This window comes from Aridibaculum aurantiacum (assembly GCF_017355875.1).
GTDB classification, from domain to species: Bacteria; Bacteroidota; Bacteroidia; order Chitinophagales; family Chitinophagaceae; genus Segetibacter; species Segetibacter aurantiacus.
This window is the reverse complement of sequence record NZ_JAFEWC010000001.1, coordinates 1,682,767-1,704,050: the sequence shown is the minus strand read 5'-3', so window position 1 is coordinate 1,704,050 and position 21,284 is coordinate 1,682,767. Positions and strand designations below refer to the sequence as shown.

Here is a 21,284-nt window from a genome sequence, read left to right as displayed (position 1 = left end):
AAAACCTATGGCTAAAGCCGCACCGGATCAGCATGTAGAATTCTTCCACCGCGATCATTTTCACCAGCACTACCATAGAAAGAAAGCAAAGAAGTCGCTTTCAAAATTCATTGATTTCTTTTGGGAAACGGACTTTGAAAACCTGTGGCAACAGTACCCTAATGGTTTTGCAGATATACTATTTCCAAATGTTGGTTATACCTACCTTATCAACCTCGGTACGCCATTCAACATGCAGCTGAACGATGATAGCTTCGCTATGAAGAACGATGGTTTCCTCCCTCGTTTCAGAAACATCAGCACTATTCATTCTGCAGGCAATCGTTTATTTGGCATCAAGTTCAAAGTCTCTCCTATCATCTTCGAAAAGAAGATCAACTTCTCTGAGTATACCTACATCTTCCCGCTGTCGTACCTCATGCCGCGGGAAATTATTCATGCAGTAAAACAAGCAGCTACTTTTGATGTGCGTGTGCAGACCATTTCTAATTATTATGAAGATGTGGTAAAGCAGTACGAAGGTTCACTGAAGTATGTAGATGTAGTAACGAGCATCCTGAACAGTGAAGAAGGTACGAACTACACAACACCTGTAGAAGCTTTGGCGCAACAACACAGCATCAGTACGCGTACGCTTCAGCGTTATTTTGAATCCGCTACAAGTATAAGTTGTAAGCAGGCGCTGCAGATCATGCGCATACGCAAAGCGTTGTCAGAATTCGTAAGTGACCCTGCTATTTTTGATTACAGATCGTTCGGCTATTTTGATTATAGTCACTTCTTTAAGCATGCAAAGCAATTTCTTGCAGGTCATAAGATGGCGAACATTAGCTCTCACATGCAGCTGTTAAAAGGCAATGGTATAATTGATTACTAGCAGGTAAAAAAGAAGGTGACATTGCTGCCACCTTTCTATCATCATCATATTTAGATTATCAATTTCCTGCTCTCCTTCTCTCATCCTCACTTGCAGTAATGCGACGGCGTGCAGCTTGCACTTTATTGTTTCCAAACCGGTACGTGAAGGTTAAATTGGCAACACGTGTTTCTCTATACGCACGCCAATTCTCTATGTAGTTTCCATAGGTAATGGTAGCGCGTGGCAGATTCGTCCAGAAGATGTCGCTGATATTGAACCTAACCGTTCCTTTGTTCTTCATTACGTTCTTCTGTATACCTGCAGCCAGTCCCCATGAAGAACGAAATTCCATATAGCCACTGCGGCCCGGGCTGTTGTAATTAAAGTTTAATTCAGATGTCCAGCCTTTACCCAGTGTCATTGTATTGTTGTTGGACAACCTTGCTGATGGGGTTCCATTGCTTAGTGGCGTATTGGCAATGTTGCTGTTGAAATGAATATAAAATAGATCGGCATTGGTCATCATATTCCACCAGCTGTTTACCCGCACCGGCGCAGCAATATTTAGACCTACATAATCAGACGACTCAAGGTTTAGTGGTATCTGCACCGTCACATTATCTGCTGCAGGATTACTTGGGAATACATCGTTGTAACGAAGGATTGCAGTCGTCATGTTCTGCCTAGTGCGGCTATAGGCTAAAGTAAAGTTCAACTGCTTCAGCGTGTAACTCATTTCGTAAGACCAGGTAAACTGCGGCAACAACCGCGTATTGCCTGTGCTATACAATGTTACATCTATCAGGAATTGGAATGGGTTTAACTGTGAATAACCGGGACGATCTATACGACGGCTGACAGAAAAGCCAAGTGTTTGATCTTTAGCAACATTATATGTAAGGAAGGCACTTGGAAACAGCTGGAAGTAACTTGAGTCAAAACGCATATCATTTACCACCTGGCGTCCTTTGATGTTTGTTTCTTCACCACGCAAGCCAACCTGCAGGCTCCATTTTTTAAACTGCTTGCTTACATTCAGGTAACCAGCATTGATGTTCTCGTCGTAGAAAAAACGATTTGTTTTCTGCACATCATTTTGCGGTGTGCCATTGCTTACATCAAAGAAACGCACATCATTATCCGATGATACAAAACTGGTTTTAAATCCGGCCTCCAGCTTAGCTCCCTTAGGCAAAGGATTTACATAATCTGCTTTAAAAGATTTTATGGTCAACCTGCCATCCTGGTTACCATCAAGTATATAAGGCGGCAGGTAAACTGAACCACGATTGTCTACATATCTTGTAGCAGTACTTGATAAAGAAAGATTATTAAACACACCATAATCGAAGTCTGCAGTCAACTCCTTGCCGGTGCTATCAAACGTGTGTTTGATGTTTGCATTACCTACAATGTTGTCGAACTTATCAAGGCTGGTGGCATGTGTAAGAAAATTAAATGACGGTGCTCTTTGTTGATCAAACACCTGCGCAACGTTATCATTTGTTCTGTCAATGGCTGCAAAGTTGCCGTTTAAAACGAAGCCAATGATTGTTTTCTTGCTCGGAAAATAATCAGCACCAAACCGCGCATTGTGACTGTTCATGGGTGCAGTCATGTAGTTGTCTTTGGTATCAAAGCTGGTGAGCACGCCATTGGTGAAAAAGCTCCTGTCGAGTAGCAGGTGGTTCAGGTTCTTACGGTAGTTGTAGTTGTAGTTACCAAACATGTTCACCTTCTTATTGCGATAGTTGAAGGTTGATCCAGCGTTTGCCTTCGGAAAAACTCCCTGGCCATAGCCGGCGGTATAAGTGCCGTTAAGACCAAGTCGTTGATCTTTCTTCATACGTATGTCAATGATTCCAGAATTACCAGCAGCATCATATTTAGCAGAAGGATTGGTAATGATCTCAATGCGATCTATAGCTGATGCAGGAAGTCCACGCAGGTAATTGGCAACATCAGCGGGTCCTAAGGGCGAAGGCTTACCATCGATCATAATCAGCACACCCTGCCTGCCCCGCAGCGATACCGCATCATTCTGATCAATAGAAACACCTGGAGATCTTTCTAATACATCTAATGCAGAGCTGCCCGCACTTATGATGCTGCTCTCTACATTTACAATCAGCCTATCCGTTAGCTTTTGAATAAAAGGCTTTTTAGCAGTGACTGTAACGCCACCCAACTCAGCTGTTGTATTTACAGAAAGTACTACCGGCCCGTACTTTACATCCGGCTGTTCTTTGGTGATGGAGATAGGGCCTGCTTTAGTAACAGCGAATCCAGTCATTGTTACCCTTGCATGATAGGTGCCTTCTGGTATACGTTCCAGGTCTGCTATACCTGCTCTATCGGAAACGGCTGATCGTACAAGCACAGAGTCTGCAGCTCGTAATAATTCTACAGTAGCACCTTCAAGTGGTGTGTTGTCTGTGTTGTGTATGGTGATGACTAATCTCCCGGGCTGCTGTGCGAAAAGTTGAAGGCTAAGCAGCAAGCTCAATAAAAGTATAGTGCTTCTCATGGTGTAGGTATTTCAGCCAAAACACGAGAAAAAGCTAATGATAGCCTGCTGGTTATTTATCAATCATCTCTTACAATTCATGAACGACAATAGGAATGGATGCTATAAAAAACGCCTGTCTGATTTTTACATAACGAAGTACTAATCAAATGACATTAGAAGCTGTAGCCATTTTAGCACAAATAAAAAAGGCGACTAGAAAGCCGCCTTCATCTAAACTTATTCTTAAAACTAAAAAATCGATTTCGCAGATTTTAATTGTGCAAGGTTTGGATCCATGCGGATCGCTTGCTCGCAAAGAGCGATACCCTTGCTTTTATCACCTTTCTTCTGGTATGCTACTCCACTCATGTACAATGCGCGGCTGTTGCTAGGATCAGTTTCGAAGATCTTGGTATAAGTTGTTGCTGCCTCAGCAAACTTTTCAACTTTGTAATAAGCCTGCGCTACCTGGAACAGAATTTCAGGATTACCTGGCCTCATTTCAAGTACTTTATTCAAAGTAGCTACTCCTTTGTTGATGTCGAAGCTTAGTTGAGCAAGACCTAAATTCTCGTAATAATCAAGATCAGTCTTGTAACCTTTCTCTGCAGCTACTTCAAAATACTTAGCAGCTTCCTTTTCATTATTCATTGCGTAGTACAACAAGCCAAGTTCATAGATCAACTGGTTGTTGTTTGGATCAAGTTCCAGTGTTTTGTTGTAAACAGCAATTGCTTGTTTGTAGTTGCTAAGCTCAATGTAAACTTTACCAAGTAAGGTAACCGCTTCTGTATGCTTTGGATTTTCGTTGAAAGCATCGTTCAGGAAACGCTGCGCCTGGCCATAGTTCTCCAGTTCGTAGTAGCTTTTTCCCAGCATGTATTTTACTTTGTTACCACCACCGGTTTGAGCCAGTTTGTTACCGTACAATACCACATCGTTCCAACGACGTAACTGGAAACTCAGGTCGGTCATTTTCTGCAATGCTACAGGATTGTTCAGGTTTTTTTCAAGCACTTTACCTACCTGCTCTACTGCTGGAAAATATTTACGGTTTTCTACCAGGTAATCAGCATAAGCCAACCTGATCTCATCACTTGTAGGATTGAAGAATAAAGCCTTCTGGAAGTTTTTATCAGCTTCCCATACTTTACGTGCCTGTGAAAGTTCTACGGCTTTACCCAGGTAGAAAGTTGCGCTATCTACGTTGCCCGAAAAAGAAAATGCCGAAAGAGATGAACCTGAAATAAGTGCTGCAAGAAATAGTTTCTTCATGTAGGAATCTTGGGGGATTATAAATACCGCTTGGTTATCAACGTCTAATTTCGTCCCAAATTGAGAAAATAAGCCATCATTTCAAAATAATTCCTGCTAATGGTGGCAAATTTAAGCGCAATTTATACAGCCTTTCATTCTTGTTAATAACCTCTACGTTTATATCAATATTGTAAACGTCGCCTGTCCCCCAATATTTTCTATCATCGCTATTAAATACCTCTTTCCACTGTTTTTTGTCTTTTACGGTTACCTCGAAGTCCATTCGGGGCTGCGGGGTCATGTTTAAAAAGACCAAAACATCATCCTTAGGCTTTGATCCACAGCGCCTAAACACCATTATGCTCTCTGATCTGTGATTAAGATCCACCCACTGAAAACCATCTGAACTAAATTGTTTTTCGTGCAAAGCAGGAAGCGTACGGTATACATTATTCAGATCAGCTACACAATCCTGCATCTTCTGGTGCGGTTCGTATTGTAGCAACTCCCAATTAAGCTCTGTTTTATAGTTCCACTCTTTGGTTTGTGCAAATTCATTTCCCATAAATAGAAGCTTGGCACCCGGATGGGAAAACATATAAGTATACAACAACCTTAGGTTGGCAAACTTCTGCCATTCATCGCCAGGCATTTTATATAGCATTGGACTTTTCCCGTGCACCACTTCATCGTGGCTTAGTGGCAGCATAAAGTTCTCATCGTAGTAGTACATCATACTAAACGTGAACTTGTCCTGGTGAAACTGCCTGAAGATCGGGTCCATCTTAAAATAATCCAGTGTATCATGCATCCAGCCCATCATCCATTTCATGCCAAAGCCTAATCCATCCTGCCAGGTAGGTCGGCTGATACCAGGCCAATCAGTTGCTTCTTCTGCTATGGTTTGAACATCAGGAAAATCGCGGTAAATGGTTTCATTCAGGTCTTTGATAAAAGCAATTGCTTCCAGGTTGCCGTTGCCACCAAACTCATTAGGCTCCCATTCTCCCTCATTACGGCTGTAGTCGAGCCGCAACATAGAAGACACCGCATCTACACGAATACCATCTATATGAAAATTCTCAAACCAAAATCTTGCACTGCTGATGAGGAATGATTTTACCTCTCCCCTTTTATAGTTAAATATGTACGAGTTCCAATCGGGATGAAAACCTTTGCGCATGTCAGCATATTCATAAGTATGCGTACCATCAAACATAAAGAGACCATGCGCATCATACGGAAAATGCGAAGGCACCCAATCCAGTATCACTCCTATCTCTTCCTGGTGAAAAGCATCTACCATGGCTGCAAAATCCTGCGGTGTACCAAAGCGACTGGTAGGTGCAAAGAAACCTGTTCCCTGGTAGCCCCAACTGCCATCAAACGGATGTTCCATTACAGGCATAAACTCTACATGGGTAAAGCCCATTTTCTTTACATAAGGCACCAGCCTTTCTGTTATCTGCTGGTATGAGTTGTAGCTTTCTTCATCATCTTTTATTGGCCGCATCCAGCTTGCCAGGTGCACCTCGTAAACTGAATAAGGAGAGTTAAGGCTATTATGCTTTTTGCGGTTCTTCATCCATTTATCATCTTTCCAATCATACTCCGCATCCCAAACAATAGAAGCTGTGTATGGTCTTTTCTCCCAGAAATGCGCATAAGGATCACCCTTGTCTACAGCAGCTCCATTGTATCCTATGATGTTGTATTTATAAGCCTCACCTCTTAACACACCAGGAATAAAACCTTCCCAAATGCCTGAATGATCGAGCCGCACAAACAGTGGATGAGCAGCTTTATCCCAATTATTAAAATGACCAACAACAGAAATATAGGTAGCATTGGGAGCCCACACGGCAAAATAAGTTCCTTGTTGGCCAAGGACTTCCATCTGCTTGTTACCAAGTAATTTGTAGACGCTATAGTGGGTACCTTGTTGAAAGTTCTTTATGTCCTCTTCTGTAAAAAGCGAATAATTCCACACCGGCTTTTGCGTATCTACAAAATGTATCTCTTCATAACGCTTCTGCGGTGTTAACGCTTCTACTATTTTTTTCACTACTTTCTTAGCTGTTGATTCCGCTGGTGTACCTTTTTCCTTGGGCGCTTTACTCTTAGATTTTTTCTCAGCCATGCGTAGTTGGTTTTTATAAAGATAAGAAAGGCATACTTGCTACCTCTTCACAATTAAAAAAACGTTCTCCTTCATCAATCCATAGAGACCATTGATAATATTTAACGAAACTCATACATGGTTTTCTATTTATTTGCTGCAGCTGCTTATTCCAAAACAACACTGCATGAAACATTACCTGTGGCTACTCTTGCTACTTCTTTCATCTGGCTTTTGTGCCAATGCACAAACCTCTTCTGTCAAAGGCTCCATTTCCGACACGCTCAATCATCTCGAATTAGAAAACGCTTCCGTAGCGGTATTGCGAGCCAAAGACTCTGTTTTAGTAAAACATACCCGAAGCAACAAAGACGGCAAATTTGAAATTGCAGGTCTTGCGCCGGGCGATTACGTGGCCATGATAACCATGCCAACTTATGCTGACTATTTTGATAAGGTAGTTCTGGAGGAAAATAAACCTTTTGATCTTGGCACCGTTTCGCTCACCCTACGCTCCAGGCTTTTAGAAGAGGTGTTTGTAAAGCAAACCATAGCAGCCATACGCATGAAAGGTGACACCATAGAATTTAAGGCCGACAGCTTCAGAGTACGTGAAGGCGCTTCTGTAGAAGAAATGCTGCGCAAGCTGCCGGGGCTGCAGGTAGATAAAGACGGCAATGTGACTGCGCATGGCACGCGGGTAGAAAAAGTGCTGGTAGATGGTGAAGAATTTTTTGGCAACGACCCAACAATGGCTACTAAAAACCTGCAGGCAGATGCAATAGATAAAGTGCAGGTATTTGATAAAAAAAGTGACCAGGCAGCATTTTCAGGTATTGATGATGGAACCTCTATAAAAACCATTAACCTGACGATGAAGGAGGACAAGAAGAAAGGTTATTTTGGAAAAATAGAGCTGGCAGGAGGTCCGGAGAACAGGTGGAACAACAATGTGATGTTGAACTCCTTCAAAGCTAAAAAGAAATTGTCGCTGTATGGCATTATGAGCAGCACCGGCAAGACAGGCCTGAACTGGGAGGAAAGCGAAAAGTTTGGCGGCCAGTCGAACATGCAATATGATGCTGATGGCGGCTATTTTTATTCTTCAGGTGGTGGTGATGAGTTTGATTCCTATGGCTCTTTCTTTGGGCAAGGGATACCTACCAGCTGGAGCGCAGGCACCCATTATTCTGATAAACTAAATGGTGATAAACAATCCATCAACGGCAGCTACAGGTATAATAAGTTGAATACAGAAGGTGGCGGAAATACAATAGCACAAAGCATTTTGCCGGGCAGGCAGTTCATTAACCGCGAACAACGTGAGTTCTTCAATACAAGACAAAGGCACGCAGCTAATGGAACTTACGAATGGCAGATAGATAGTTTCACTTCGCTTAAGATTATCGCCAACGGATTTACCGGCACCAATAACTCCTTCAGCACCTTCATTAGCAGCACTACCAGTGGCAATGGAGCTATGTTAAATAACAGTAACCGCTTTACCAGCAGTATTGGCAATAACAATAGTCTTAACAGCAATGCCTTACTGAGAAGGCGTTTCAAAAAAGCAGGTCGTACTATCTCTCTTACTATAGACCAGCAATACCGCCAAAACGATAATGAAGGAAACCTGCTTTCCATCAACCGCTTCTTCAACGAAAATGGTGGCGGCATCCGCAACGTTGATACAGTGGACCAGCAGAAGATGAATAACATTATCAACAAAGGTTTTTTTACAAGAGTAGCTTACACTGAGCCTGTGGTGAAAAATCTGTTTGTAGAAATTGGTGCTGGCGTAAGGCATAGTAACAGCGAAGCACGCAGGCTATCGTACGACAAGAGTTTTAACGGCAAGTATGATATTCTCAATGACACGTTCAGTAATCATTTCGATTTTAATGTGCTTACGTCCAGCGGTGGAATGATGTGGCGTTACAATAGCAAAAAAGTAAATGTTTCTGGTGGTGGCGATGTAGCCTTTTCAAATTTTAAACAACAGGATGTACTGCACGACAGCATGTACCGCTACCAGTTCAGAAACTTCTTTCCACGCGGCCAGTTCCAGTACAAGTTCAATGCTAACAGCAGGTTTAACATTAACTACAATGGAAATACCCGCCAGCCTACCATTGAACAAATTCAACCCATTCGCGACAATACTAACCCGCTAAATATTGCCCTGGGTAATCCTGATCTGCGGCAGGAATTCCGGCATGTCTTCAATTTCAATTTCAACTCGTATAAAGTATTGCAGCAGCGTGGAATTCACACTTACGGCTCTTATAGTTTTATATCAAATGCTATTTCTGTTAGTGAAACAACAGCTACCAGCGGCGATTCTATTGGTCGCAGAACATACCAGTTTGTGAACCTGAACGGGAACTACAATGGTAATGCAGGTGGTGGTTATAATATGAAGTTGAAGAAAATAGACCTGAACATGAGTATTGGCTTTAGCCTGAATGTGAACCACAACAATAGCATTGTAAATGGCCGGCCAAACGTAACAGACAATAAAGCATACGGTTTAAATTTCTCGCTATACAAGTTTAAGGAGAAGAAGTATGACGTACAGTACTACGGTAATGTTCGCTTCAATACTGCCACGTCTTCTATCAACCGAAATATAGAAACAGATTATATAACACAGTTTCACAACTTCAGTCTCAACATTACCCTACCGTACAAGTTCGAGATTAATACCAATGCTGAGATAAACCTGCGCCAGCGCACGGCAACATTTAACCAGAACAACAACGTTGTACTGCTGAACGGGCATATTGGAAGGAAACTCTTCAAGCACGACAAGGGCCTGATCCGTTTGCAGGCTTTTGATATTCTTGATCAGAACCGCGGTTTCAACAGGATCATTAACACCAACATGGTAAGGGAAGATACCTACCAGAACCTGCGCCGTTATTTTTTGCTCAGCTTCGTATGGAACTTTAGTAAATCACCAGCAGGCATGGCTCCTGGCAACTAAAAAAATTAAGGATGAAACTATTTATAACATTAATAGCAATATTGTTTGCCTCTGCGTCCTTTGCGCAACCACAGTTTATAGCCAAAGGCAAAATAGAGTTTGAGAAGAAGGTGAACCTGCACAAGCAGTTGGATAATGATGAGGATGGCACCTGGAGAGAAATGATGAAGAAGGCTGTTCCACCCATTAAAACAAATTATTTCGACCTATACTTCAACGGGCAGAAAACGGTGTTCAAACCAGGAAGAGAGAACGTAGGAGGTCAAAAAGTTCCTGAATGGATTGATGGACCGGCCAATGACAATATTGTTTTTACTGACCTGCAGCAACAACAATTCACCAGTCAGAAAGCCGTGTTTGAACAGGTCTTCAACATCACCGATACTATTACCAAGCTGGACTGGAAAATTACTGCAGACACCAGGATGATCGCCGGTTTTGAATGCAGGAAAGCAACTACCATCCTCATGGATTCTGTATTTGTTTTTGCATTTTATACTGACCAGATAACAACTACCGGAGGCCCTGAATCTTTGAATGCTTTACCAGGTATGATACTCGGGGTAGCTATTCCTCGAATGAATACCACCTGGTTTGCTACCAAACTGGAGTTGTACGATGTAAAAGACCAGGAACTGGTGGCGCCTAAGAAGGGAAAGAAAACCAACTTATCGAACCTGAACCAGGTACTGCAGGGAGCAATGAAAAACTGGGGCAAATGGCGGGATAAGAACATGTGGCAGATCATTATATAGATATTTATGAAGCAGCAGTTATGCTGCTTTTATTTTTTGCTATGGTTACCGGAGAAGAATTCAGGACAATGGCTCTTGCTTTTGAAGAGGCAGTTGAACAGCCACATTTTGAGAAACCTTCCTTCAGGATCAGGAAGAAGATCTTTGCTACGCTTGATATAAAAAAGCAACAAGCGGTAGTAAAGCTATCGGAGCTGGAGCAATCTGTTTTTTGCGCATACAAAAAATCCATCATTTACCCAGTAGCAGGCACATGGGGAAGGCAAGGCTGGACGATCATTGAACTGGACCAGGTAATACCACAAATGCTACATGATGCACTCACCACTGCTTACTGCAATGTAGCACCAGCCAAACTTGCTGAAAAATACAAGCAGTAAACTGGTAAATCAAATGATCAATAAAGGCACAATTATTTTTACTGCTCCTCCACATACTTTTGCACGATGATCTTATATTTTGAATTTGAAGACAGGAGAGTAAAAGCAAACGTGGATTGGCCGAAAAGTGATGAACCCATTGCTGTTCATCTTACTGATGCTGCAATGGTACGAGAGTTTCCTACTGATCTTTTTTTTGATGTAGAAGCACCGCGTAAAGTTGTTTTTACCATAGAAGATAAAGACAATGAAAGGCTGATAGAGTTGCAGTCTGTACTAGCGAGAAGGCTGCAGGAGTTTGTGACAAAGGAGTAATAGTTGGAAGTTGGAGGTTAGAAGTTGGATGTTAGAAGCTGGATGCTTGATTCTAAATACTTATTGTTTGATAGAAATTTCTTTGTAATTATTACTTATAACCTCACTACTTAATTTTTACGACTTACTACTTACGACTAACGACTTAATACTCCTCGCTCCTCACTACTCCATCACAATCCAAACATAAAATGCGGCTAGTAGTAGCACTATCTCAACCACCCACAACCACAGCAGCCGCTTGATGATCTTGCGTAAAATAAGGTCTGCCACCACCATTCCCAGCACCACCGGAAGCAGTAGCACCAGCAATGTATAACGCACTTCAGCCGGGCTGTTTCTTTCTGCTACCAAAAAGAACAACATACCCAATACTGCCAGCGCACACAACAGGGGGAAAAGCGTTATGCGGGTGTACCACTTCTTCATTGGCTAAATGTATTGAAAAAGAGCAGTAGCCATAACCACTACTGCACAAAAAACCCCGGCATAAACCGGGGCTGAAAAAAATTGTAATATCTATATATTATTAGATTGCTTCTGCCATATCTGGTATCTCGCTTCTCTTGTATTCTCCCGCATCCAGCTTCTTTTTGGTTTCTTCAAAAGCTTTCAATGTCAGATCAATATCCTCATCAGAGTGTGCTGCGGTAGGAATGATCCTGTAGATGATATCTCCTTTTGGAATAACGGGGTAAACCACTATGGAACAGAAGATGTGGTAGTTCTCCCTAAGGTCCATTACCATAGCAGTAGCCTCTGGCACATCACCTTTCATATAAATAGGCGTAACAGGGCTGTTGGTATTGCCAATATCAAATCCACGTGCTTTCAATCCTTCCTGAAGGCGGTTCACATTGTACCAAAGCTTTTCACGCAATTCAGGCATAGAGATCACCATCTCCATACGCTTCAGCATACCTTCTACTATCAATAGCGGTAAACTTTTAGCGAAGATCTGGCTGCGTGTATTGTAGCGCAGGTATTTCAAAACATTCTTCGGTCCACTGATGAATGCACCAATGCTACCCATGCTTTTTACAAACGTAGAAAAATACAGGTCTATACCATCCTGGCAGCCTTGCGCTTCGTCGGCGCCACCACCTGTTGGTCCCATATATCCAAATCCATGAGCGTCGTCTATCAGCACCCTGAATTCATATTTCTGTTTAAGAGCTACTATTTCTTTTAGTATACCCTGCTCACCATCCATTCCAAAAACACCTTCAGTGATCACCAAAATACCACCGCCATTCTTGTTGGCCATCTCAGTAGCACGCTGCAGTTGCTTTTCGCAATCATCTATATCGTTGTGTTTAAAAGCATAACGATGTCCCATGTGCAGGCGCACACCATCCACTATACATGCATGCGATTCTGCATCGTAAACAATAACATCGCGGCGATTAACCAGTGCATCAATACAGCTCATGATACCCTGGTAGCCAAAATTGAGCAGCATGGTATCCTCACGATTTACAAACTTGCTGATAACCCGCTCCAGTTCTTCATGCTTGGTAGAATTACCACTCATCATACGGGCACCCATAGGATTACCCATTCCATATTTTGCAGCCGCTTCGGTGTCTACTTGTCTTACTTCAGGATGATTTACCAGGCCCAGGTAATTGTTCAGGCTCCACACGATCATTTCTTTTCCCCTAAAATTCATCCTCGGTCCCAGTTCTCCTTCCAGTTTAGGAAATGCAAAATAACCATGAGCCCGATCCATATGTTGCCCTATTGGTCCACCATCTTTTACAAGTTTCGCAAAAACGTCTGCCATTATATATTGTAGATTTTAAATTTTAGATTTTTGATTTAGGTTTCAAACTACCGGGAGGTGGTGAGCTAATGTCATTGTACAAATAAGCATTATCTTCTACATCAGCAACAACTTCCCTTCCAAAAATTCGGGCAAAGGTAAGGGTTCGGCACCAACAGAAAGCATGATATTCAACAGCGGTTACAGGCTGATGCCAAACTTCTGTCCTACGGCTACAAGGTCTGTCACTACAGGATCTACCACTGGTATCCCGCTGCTCATTCTCTCTACCTCCATCTCCCTTTCCGGGTCTCCGGGTATGATCACCTTCTCATGCCCCGGTGCAGGTTTAGCCTGCCTGAAGCGCTCGATCCAGTTGTCCATGTTCTGCGTGAACTCATCAGCAGGCCTGAAAGCATCCACACGCATAGCACCAAAAAAATGACCTAATCCTTGCCCCGGCATATTATCTGGCAAGGGTATATATGCAGGAAATGGAGGTGCCCAAGGCCCATAACTTCCCCCGCTTAGTACAGCAGAAAAGATATCAACGATACTTCCAAGCGCATATCCTTTGTGGCTGCCGTGTTCGCGGTCACCACCCAATGGCAGCATTGCACCACCATCTTTTAAAGCATTGGCATTCGTAGTTTCAAAACCTTCTTTATCCTGCACCCAGCCAAGCGGTGCCTCAGCTTGTTTACGTTGTAAAATTTCCAGCTTTCCATTAGAAGCTGTGGTGGTAGCAAAATCAGCTACAAACGGCGGCTGATTACCTGCAGGAATAGCCACTGCTATAGGATTTGTACCCAACATTTTTTCAATGCTGAAGGTAGGCGCCACCAGTGCGCTTGCATTAGTCATTGCTATTCCTATCATCTGGTGCTGCAGCGCCATCATGGCGTGGTAGCCGGCAATACCAAAATGATTACTGTTCTTCACACTCACCCACCCTGTTCCAACTTGCTGTGCTTTGTCAATGGCTACCTGCATGGCAAAGGGAGCTACTACAAGTCCCAGGCCTGCATCGCCATCTACCACAGCTGTTGACGGTGTTTCGTGCACAATCTTCAATGTAGGATTAGCATTTATTCGTTTTGCCTCCCAAAGCCGTACGTAACCACTTAAGCGTGCCACACCGTGACTGTCAACTCCTCTTATATCGGCACTAACCAAAACTTTAGCGGCTGTTTCGGCATGTTCATCAGAACATCCCATAGCTTTAAAAACATTGTAGGAAAAAGAATATAGTTGGTCGTAAGTAAAAGTGGTCATGGCTGCAAAGTAAGGAAGAAGAAGAACCTAAACTGTCACCGTCTCCTCATGTTTTAATACTGAACAAAAAGAAAAGGCTGCCTTGCGACAGCCTTGCATTATAAATCACTTGTTGTTATACTTTAGGTACCAATGGTGCTGTCATGCTTCTTGGCAGGTCACCATTTTCTACGCCCCACTTTTTGTTAGGTACATTTCCCATCTTAATGATCAACATGCCGCCAATCATAATGTCGTGGTGGGTAATGTAGTTCTTCGTGTATGGCTTACCGTTAAGTGTCACAGATTGTATGTACTTGTTTTGTGGGCTGTTGTTTTCCACCACCATTTTAAAAGTCATTCCGGAAGGCAGAAGCATGATGGCCTCATTGACTATTGGGCTGCCAAATACATATTGCCCGCTGGCAGGATTAACAGGATAAAAGCCGAGCGCACTGAATACATACCATGCACTCATTTGCCCGCAGTCTTCGTTACCAACCAAACCATCGGGAGTATTGTTGTAAAACTTCTCCATGATTTCTCTTACTCTTTCCTGCGTTTTCCAAGGCCGCTGTATGTAATTATACATGTAAGCAATATGATGGCTCGGTTCGTTACCATGCGCATACTGCCCGATTAAGCCAGTGATATCCGGCGCAGGGTTACCAGTAAGTTTAGATGAGGTAGTGAATAAAGAATCCAATTTGGCTTCCAGACCATTTTCAGAAACAAAACTCTGGCGAAGCCCTTCTACATCGTGCGGCACAAAGAAACTGTGCTGCCATGCATTTCCTTCTGTATATGGATGTTTCTCTCCTTCAGGATAGGTAGCATATGGGTCAAAAGGTTCTACCCATTTTCCATTCATATTCTTACCCCTGAAGAAACCTGTTTTTTCATCAAACAAATTCTTCCAGTAACGGGCACGCTTGTTAAACTGTGCTGTATCCTCGTACTTCTTCAACTTGCGAGCTACCTGGCCAATACAATAATCATCAAATGCATATTCCAGGCTGATGGTTACGCTTTCGTTCATTTTATCGGCAGGTACAAAACCAAAGTTGCGGTACCACTCAGTACCACGGATGTTCTGTGCTGCACTTCTTTTCATGGCAGCATAGGCTTTGTCATAATCAAAACCACGAATGTTCTTGAGAATGGCATCTGCTATAACCGGTATAGCATGGTAGCCGGTCATGGTATTTGTTTCATTAAAATGAAGATCCCATACTGGCAAATAGCCTGACTGATCATAGAAGGCGAGGTAGCTGTTGATCAGGGGCCCTATCATTTCTGTTTGGGTAATGGTGAGCAGCGGGTTGGCTGCACGGAAAGTGTCCCAAAGAGAATGTGTCGACAAGACCATTTTACCATTCCTGATATCACCTTTTACTCCTTTATAATTGCCATAACGATCGCTGAAGATGGTAGGCGCCAGGTAGGTATGATACAGGGCGGTATAAAATATTTCCTTTGTTTTTTTATCTGGCGTATTAATCTGCACCTTACGTAGCTCACGTTCCCAAAGATCAGAAGCGCCTTTACGCACCGCTCTAAAATCCCACGTTTTGATCTCGTTCAGGCCTTCGAGTGCCCCCTCTATATCAGCAAAACTGATCCCTACTTTCATCAGGATAGCTTCACCAGCTTTGGTATCAAAATTCAGGTAAGCAATGATGTCATCACCTTTTACCTCTGTTTTGTCTGTCTCAGATTTATTTAAAAAAACTGTAGTGCTTTTAACCGGCTTACTCAGCCTGATGGCATAGAACACTTTCTGGTTTTTTGCCCAACCGGTAGAAAAACGGTAGCCTACGAAAGTGGTGTCATTTATCTTTTTAAAACTTGCATCTGTTGTTTTATCCCAGTTGATGGCAAAGCCAAGGTTTAAACGTATTGCGGATTCTTTGCTGGCTGGAAATGCATAACGATGTAATGCGCTCCGCAGGGAGGTGGTCATTTCTGCATATACCTGGAAGTCGCGTAAGCGTACGCCATAAAAACCGGGGCTGGCTCTTTCCTCTTTGTGTGCAAATGTGCTGTAAACTTTGCAAGTGTCTGGCTTTCCTACCACGGGAAGAACTGATATATCACAAAGATCGCCGATACCGGTACCACTAAGGTGGGTATGGCTAAAACCTGAAATGATGCTGTCGGAATAATGATAACCACTTGTCCAGTCCCAACCCTGGGTGCCGTTGTCGGGGCTTACCTGCACCATACCAAAGGGCAATGTCGCGCCGGGATAAGTATGTCCGTGACCACCCGTACCAATAAAAGGATTAACGAAATCAACTAATCGTTGTTGTCCAAAACTTCCACTCACTGCGCCCAAAAGCACAGCCATCACCACGAGGCATCTTTTCATTAAATAGGTTTAAACTTCTGCAAATTAAAAGAGGATGGCCCAATAAAGCGCCACCCTCTTCAAAATTGTGAATATAGGTTCTAGAAAGGTAGATCGTCTAAAGGTTCGGTGATTTCGTTGGCAGGAACCGGTGAATTCTGTTGAGAATAGTTTTGATTGTAGTTGTTTGAGCCTGATTGGTAGCCTCCCGGTTGATCTTGTGATTGTCCTTCGCCGCGGCCACCCAACAATTGTACACTGCTAATGCGTAAGCTTAATGAAGAGCCCTGGCGTCCATCATTGGTAGTATAAGTCCTGATGTCTGGTGTACCCTCTGCATATACCTGGATACCCTTTTTTAAATAAGGTGCAATACCGGTACGATCCGTCCAGTAAGCACACTCTACCCAAATGGTTTTATCTTTTTGCTGACCCTGGCTATCCTTAAACTTTTCTGTGTGGGCCACGCTGAAATTGATAACATTTTTGCCGTTTACATTGTTGACAACGCAATCTTTACCAAGGTTTCCAATTACTTGTAGCTTAATCATAACATTAATATTTTAAAATGGTAATCAGCAAAATAAGTGAAATTTCTGGTGAAGTAAAAGAAACTATCACCGGCTAATTTTCTGAAAATCAGGATTGCCAGGTAAAGGAAGGCAGAGTTGCTGGTTACATGTAATCTATGACTTAGGCTTCCATATCTTTTTGCTCCTGCGTTTGTTTTTGAGTTTCTTCACTATCGGCTTCATTTTCCTGGATGCTCTTCTTATTGCTCTCTACCTCTACCCTTTGAATGGTAACGGTATATTCATTAGGTGTTATTTCACCACCATATTTCAAAGCATATGCTTTGGTGAACTCTGCACCAAAGTATAATATCATCGAGGAAAAATAGATCCACATTATGAGTACGACCAATGAACCCGCTGCACCATAGGCGCTGCCAATGTTGCTCTGGCCTATGTAAAAGGTGATCCCAAACTTTGCCAGCATAAATAAACAAGCAGCGAACAACGCCCCTACTGCTACATCGCGCCACCTGATCTTAGCATCCGGTAATACTTTATAAATAATAGCAAAGAGTGTGGTAGTAACCAATAAAGTAAGTAGCAGGTTGATAATGTAAATAACAGTGACTGCCATGCCGGGAAACTCTTCCCGTATCTTATCCATTAGTCCTTCCAGAAGGCTGTTGATAATTAGCGAGACCAGCAACAGAAATCCAAGTGCAATGACAATGGAGAATGATAATATCCGCGTTAGAACCAGTTTCCACCAACCCGTATCTTTTTTTAAACGCAGGTTCCAAATCATATTGATACTGTCCTGTATCTCGGCAAAAACGGTAGTGGCACCAATGATAAGCGTAGTAATGCCGACCGCAGCGGCAAACGTACTTGTTTCATCGAGCGAGGCATTGATGATGATCTCTTGAATTTGTTTGGCTGCTCCTTCACCTATCAGTGTACCTAACTGTCCTACTAACTTCCCTTCAATTGCCTGGTCGGCCCAAAACAGGTTTGCCAGGTATATCATGATCAACAGCATGGGACCTAGTGAGAAGATTGTATAATAAGCAAGCGAGCCACTCAGCTTTGGCACTTTATCGCGCCCAAAACCTTTACCGGCTTCTTTCAAAACTCCAAACAAACCTTTCGCAGTAATTTTTTCTTGCATACCATTTGATTTTTAGAATAGTACGGATATTGGCGGCTTGGTTCCTGCAGCAGCTATAGTAGTTACTGATAGCAACTTTTGGCAACTCGAACTGCACGCTAACAAAATCAAGCCTTCTACAACTTGTTTCTCATTGTAAACTGTTTGAACTATTCATTGAAGAATTTTCTCATTAACAATTGGGTTCGCTGACTGTTCAATTGGAATGGTTTGCTATTTATTCCTTAAATCGGAAGGTTTTACAGTGAATGCACCTGCCACTATTCTACCTGTTAGTTCAGCATCACGTAAATTTGCCAGCTAAAGTTTTTGTTCATGAGCCGTAAAGGAAAAGTTTTGGTAGCGATGAGTGGCGGTATTGATAGTACCGTAACGGCTCTGATGCTCCATAATGAAGGGTACGAAGTAGTAGGCATTACCATGAAAACATGGGATTATGCCAGTGCGGGTACCAGTAAAAAAGAAACCGGCTGTTGCAATCTTGATAGTTTCAATGATGCTCGTGCTGCAGCTGTTCATCATGGTTTTCCGCATTTCATTTTAGATATACGCGAAGAATTTGGTGATTTTGTTATAGAGAATTTTGTAGAAGAATATATGGCTGGTCGCACGCCTAATCCATGTGTTATGTGCAATACGCACATAAAATGGAGGGCATTGCTGAAAAGAGCCAATGCTATGAATTGCGATTTTATTGCCACTGGTCACTATGCAAAGGTGCGTCAGCACGACAATGGACGCTACGTTATCAGCAAAGGAAAAGATGCCACTAAAGACCAGAGTTATGTACTGTGGGGTTTAGACCAGGAATTATTAAGCCGGACCATTATGCCGCTGGGTGTTTTTCACAAAACGGAAATTAGGCAAATGGCGCACGATATGGGGTATCCTGAACTAGCTAAAAAAAGCGAGAGCTACGAGATCTGCTTTGTACCAGATAATGATTACCGCGGATTTCTAAAGCGTAAAGTAGAAGGACTGGAAGAAAAAGTAGATGGTGGCTACTTTGTTGATAAGGCTGGAAAGATCTTAGGCACTCATCGTGGTTATCCATTTTATACAATTGGCCAGCGCAAAGGATTAGAAGTAGCGTTGGGTAAACCTGTATTTGTAACGCGCATCATTCCGGAAACCAATACCGTAGTACTTGGTGATGAAGCTGACCTGCAACAGAACTCAATGATGGTTGGCAAATTGAACTATGGCAAGTACGATGTCATTACTCCGGGTATGGAAGCTATAACTAAGATCCGCTATAAAGACAGCGGCAGCCTGAGTAACCTATATCCTGAAGATGGAGGAATGAAAGTTTCTTTTTACGAAAATGTAAAAGGAATAGCACCCGGCCAGAGCGCAGTATTTTATGAAGGTGATGACGTGATAGCAGGAGGAATTATCCAGCGTGGAAGCCTGGTGTAAAAGAATGCTTTACAAATAGAACTTATAGGAGGAAAGAAGTAACATCCTTCTTTTTACAATATAAAAGAGCGGCTGCAAATTGATGCAGCCGCTCTTTCTTTTATGAATATGTCGTGTTTTCTAATTCACCTTCTTCAGTTCTATAGTAAATATCAAAGTAGAATTAGGAGGAATACTGCCTGCAGGCGAAGATCCATATCCCAGCGCTGGTGGCAGGTAAAGAATGATCTTTCCGCCCTCACCAATCATTGGCACACCTAATCTCCAACCGGTAATAACGCTGTTAAGGCTAAAGGTGGCGTTAGGATTTGAATCGAAAGTACCGCCGGTAGTTAAGCGACCTGTATAATCAACCGTTACAGAAGAACAAGGTGTAGGTTTCCTTGCCGATCCTGCTGCTTCTATTCTAAAAAAGAAACCTCGCGGATCTTCTTCAGCTGTGATATTATTATTGGCGATATACGCACGCAATGCAGTTATTTGTGAAGGAGGTACAGAAGCAACTACATCAGCACAAACTGGTTCGTCTTTTTTCTTACAACCAAATACTAGCAACAAAGGCAACACCAAAACAAGCAGGCTCTTTTTCATACGTCTCAATTTTATGCCTGCAATATTAAGTGATATGTACATAACTCACCAGAAAACCCTTCACGGTTGAGGAGGCACACTTTCTGTACACAAAGCAGGAAAAAGAAACAATGGACAATATTGATGACAAAAAAACGGAAGCCCAGGAAACGAAGAATGAAAAGAAGCAGCAACAGTCGGATCCACAGATCACTGAGCTAAAAGGACTGACCGATCCAGATGAACCACTGGAAGTAGAAGGAACAGACAACCCAACTTAATCTTCTTTAGTTGGTTGGTCCATTCCTTTACATTTGCCGCATTAACGAGATACAATGCGCAAAAACCTGTTTATAGCACTTGAAGGAATTGACGGAAGCGGAAAAAGCACACAAACAAAACTGCTGGCTGAACGAATGACACAGCAAGGTCATAAAGTTTATACCACCTGTGAACCTACAGCACGCCCTATTGGTGCTATGATCCGCAGCATCCTAAAAGGAGAAATGAAAGCTGATGATCGGACCATTGCAGGCCTTTTTGTAGCCGATCGACTAGATCATTTATTAAACGAGGAAGATGGCATTGTAAAAAAACTGGAAGACGGCTTCACCGTTATTACCGATCGCTACTATTTTTCCTCGTATGCCTACCATGGTACTCATATGGACATGGATTGGGTAATAGCGGCTAATGCCATGAGCGCTGATATCCTTCGTCCTGATATAAATATCTTCATCGATGTACCACCTGAAATATCTATGCAACGTGTAAGCAGGAACAGGCAAAACGTGGAGTTATACGAAACGTTGGAAAACCTGGTACAGGTACGTGCAAAATTCATGGAAGCTTTTGAAAAACTAAAAGATGTTGAAAACATTGTTTCAATAAATGGCGACCAGGAAATGGATGCTATAGCCAATGCTATATGGCAGCAGGTGGAGCAATTGCAGGAGAAAAAAGTATAGTTGCATTAGATAAGTTTTATTCAAAATACCAACTTAGAATGGTCGATCAATAATTGATTCTCTAGTAGCTAGACCACTTACTGGCAGGATTTTTT

General features: G+C 42.6%; 18 protein-coding genes. 8 read left to right on the top strand and 10 right to left on the bottom strand.

Annotated elements, in window-relative coordinates:
• Positions 1-7: 7 nt before the first annotated feature.
• Complete coding sequence (locus tag J4N22_RS07140; RefSeq protein WP_207493240.1) at positions 8-877, top strand: helix-turn-helix domain-containing protein; 870 nt, start codon at positions 8-10, stop codon at positions 875-877.
• A gap of 58 nt (positions 878-935) precedes the next feature.
• Here J4N22_RS07140 and J4N22_RS07135 read toward each other — a convergent pair whose 3' ends face one another.
• From J4N22_RS07135 to glgB, 3 genes are all read right to left on the bottom strand, one after another.
• Positions 936-3,386: an outer membrane beta-barrel protein gene (locus J4N22_RS07135; RefSeq protein ID WP_207493239.1), complete on the bottom strand. Its 2,451-nt coding sequence runs from the start codon at positions 3,384-3,386 to the stop codon at positions 936-938.
• Between the two features lie 231 nt (positions 3,387-3,617).
• A complete protein-coding gene (locus tag J4N22_RS07130; protein WP_207493238.1) occupies positions 3,618-4,643 on the bottom strand; it encodes a tetratricopeptide repeat protein in 1,026 nt (341 codons plus the stop codon).
• A gap of 76 nt (positions 4,644-4,719) precedes the next feature.
• On the bottom strand, positions 4,720-6,765 hold the full coding sequence (gene glgB, locus J4N22_RS07125; protein ID WP_207493237.1) for a 1,4-alpha-glucan branching protein GlgB: 2,046 nt from the start codon (positions 6,763-6,765) through the stop codon (positions 4,720-4,722).
• A gap of 166 nt (positions 6,766-6,931) precedes the next feature.
• On the opposite strand from glgB, the gene J4N22_RS07120 reads away from it, so the two are divergent.
• The 4 genes from J4N22_RS07120 (at position 6,932) to J4N22_RS07105 (ending at position 11,180) form a co-directional block, all read left to right on the top strand.
• Positions 6,932-9,730, top strand: coding sequence for a TonB-dependent receptor (locus J4N22_RS07120; RefSeq protein WP_207493236.1), 2,799 nt, complete (start codon positions 6,932-6,934; stop codon positions 9,728-9,730).
• Between the two features lie 11 nt (positions 9,731-9,741).
• Positions 9,742-10,485, top strand: a complete 744-nt coding sequence (locus J4N22_RS07115) for a GLPGLI family protein (protein WP_207493235.1) — start codon at positions 9,742-9,744, stop codon at positions 10,483-10,485.
• A 20-nt stretch (positions 10,486-10,505) separates the two neighbouring features.
• Positions 10,506-10,865, top strand: coding sequence for an MmcQ/YjbR family DNA-binding protein (locus tag J4N22_RS07110; RefSeq protein ID WP_207493234.1), 360 nt, complete (start codon positions 10,506-10,508; stop codon positions 10,863-10,865).
• 66 nt (positions 10,866-10,931) lie between these two features.
• A complete protein-coding gene (locus tag J4N22_RS07105; RefSeq protein WP_207493233.1) occupies positions 10,932-11,180 on the top strand; it encodes a hypothetical protein in 249 nt (82 codons plus the stop codon).
• Between the two features lie 165 nt (positions 11,181-11,345).
• Here J4N22_RS07105 and J4N22_RS07100 read toward each other — a convergent pair whose 3' ends face one another.
• From J4N22_RS07100 to J4N22_RS07075, 6 genes are all read right to left on the bottom strand, one after another.
• Complete coding sequence (locus tag J4N22_RS07100) at positions 11,346-11,609, bottom strand: hypothetical protein (RefSeq protein ID WP_207493232.1); 264 nt, start codon at positions 11,607-11,609, stop codon at positions 11,346-11,348.
• Between the two features lie 100 nt (positions 11,610-11,709).
• Positions 11,710-12,966, bottom strand: a complete 1,257-nt coding sequence (locus tag J4N22_RS07095; RefSeq protein ID WP_207493231.1) for an aminotransferase class I/II-fold pyridoxal phosphate-dependent enzyme — start codon at positions 12,964-12,966, stop codon at positions 11,710-11,712.
• Positions 12,967-13,146: 180 nt separating this feature from the next.
• Entirely contained in the window at positions 13,147-14,220 is a 1,074-nt protein-coding gene (locus tag J4N22_RS07090) for an Ldh family oxidoreductase (protein ID WP_207493230.1), read from the bottom strand.
• Positions 14,221-14,335: 115 nt separating this feature from the next.
• Positions 14,336-16,570 (bottom strand): GH92 family glycosyl hydrolase, encoded by a 2,235-nt coding sequence (locus tag J4N22_RS07085; RefSeq protein ID WP_207493229.1) that lies wholly within the window; start codon positions 16,568-16,570, stop codon positions 14,336-14,338.
• 80 nt (positions 16,571-16,650) lie between these two features.
• Positions 16,651-17,100: a single-stranded DNA-binding protein gene (locus J4N22_RS07080; protein ID WP_207493228.1), complete on the bottom strand. Its 450-nt coding sequence runs from the start codon at positions 17,098-17,100 to the stop codon at positions 16,651-16,653.
• Positions 17,101-17,242: 142 nt separating this feature from the next.
• Positions 17,243-18,232, bottom strand: a complete 990-nt coding sequence (locus J4N22_RS07075; protein WP_207493227.1) for a YihY/virulence factor BrkB family protein — start codon at positions 18,230-18,232, stop codon at positions 17,243-17,245.
• Between the two features lie 315 nt (positions 18,233-18,547).
• On the opposite strand from J4N22_RS07075, the gene mnmA reads away from it, so the two are divergent.
• On the top strand, positions 18,548-19,651 hold the full coding sequence (gene mnmA, locus J4N22_RS07070; RefSeq protein ID WP_207493226.1) for a tRNA 2-thiouridine(34) synthase MnmA: 1,104 nt from the start codon (positions 18,548-18,550) through the stop codon (positions 19,649-19,651).
• A 120-nt stretch (positions 19,652-19,771) separates the two neighbouring features.
• On the opposite strand, the gene J4N22_RS07065 is transcribed toward mnmA, so the two are convergent.
• Entirely contained in the window at positions 19,772-20,242 is a 471-nt protein-coding gene (locus J4N22_RS07065; RefSeq protein ID WP_207493225.1) for an FKBP-type peptidyl-prolyl cis-trans isomerase, read from the bottom strand.
• A gap of 110 nt (positions 20,243-20,352) precedes the next feature.
• Between J4N22_RS07065 and J4N22_RS07060 the strand changes: the two genes are divergently transcribed.
• Entirely contained in the window at positions 20,353-20,502 is a 150-nt protein-coding gene (locus J4N22_RS07060) for a hypothetical protein (protein ID WP_207493224.1), read from the top strand.
• 54 nt (positions 20,503-20,556) lie between these two features.
• Positions 20,557-21,189: a dTMP kinase gene (gene tmk, locus J4N22_RS07055; protein WP_207493223.1), complete on the top strand. Its 633-nt coding sequence runs from the start codon at positions 20,557-20,559 to the stop codon at positions 21,187-21,189.
• Positions 21,190-21,284 lie beyond the last annotated feature (95 nt).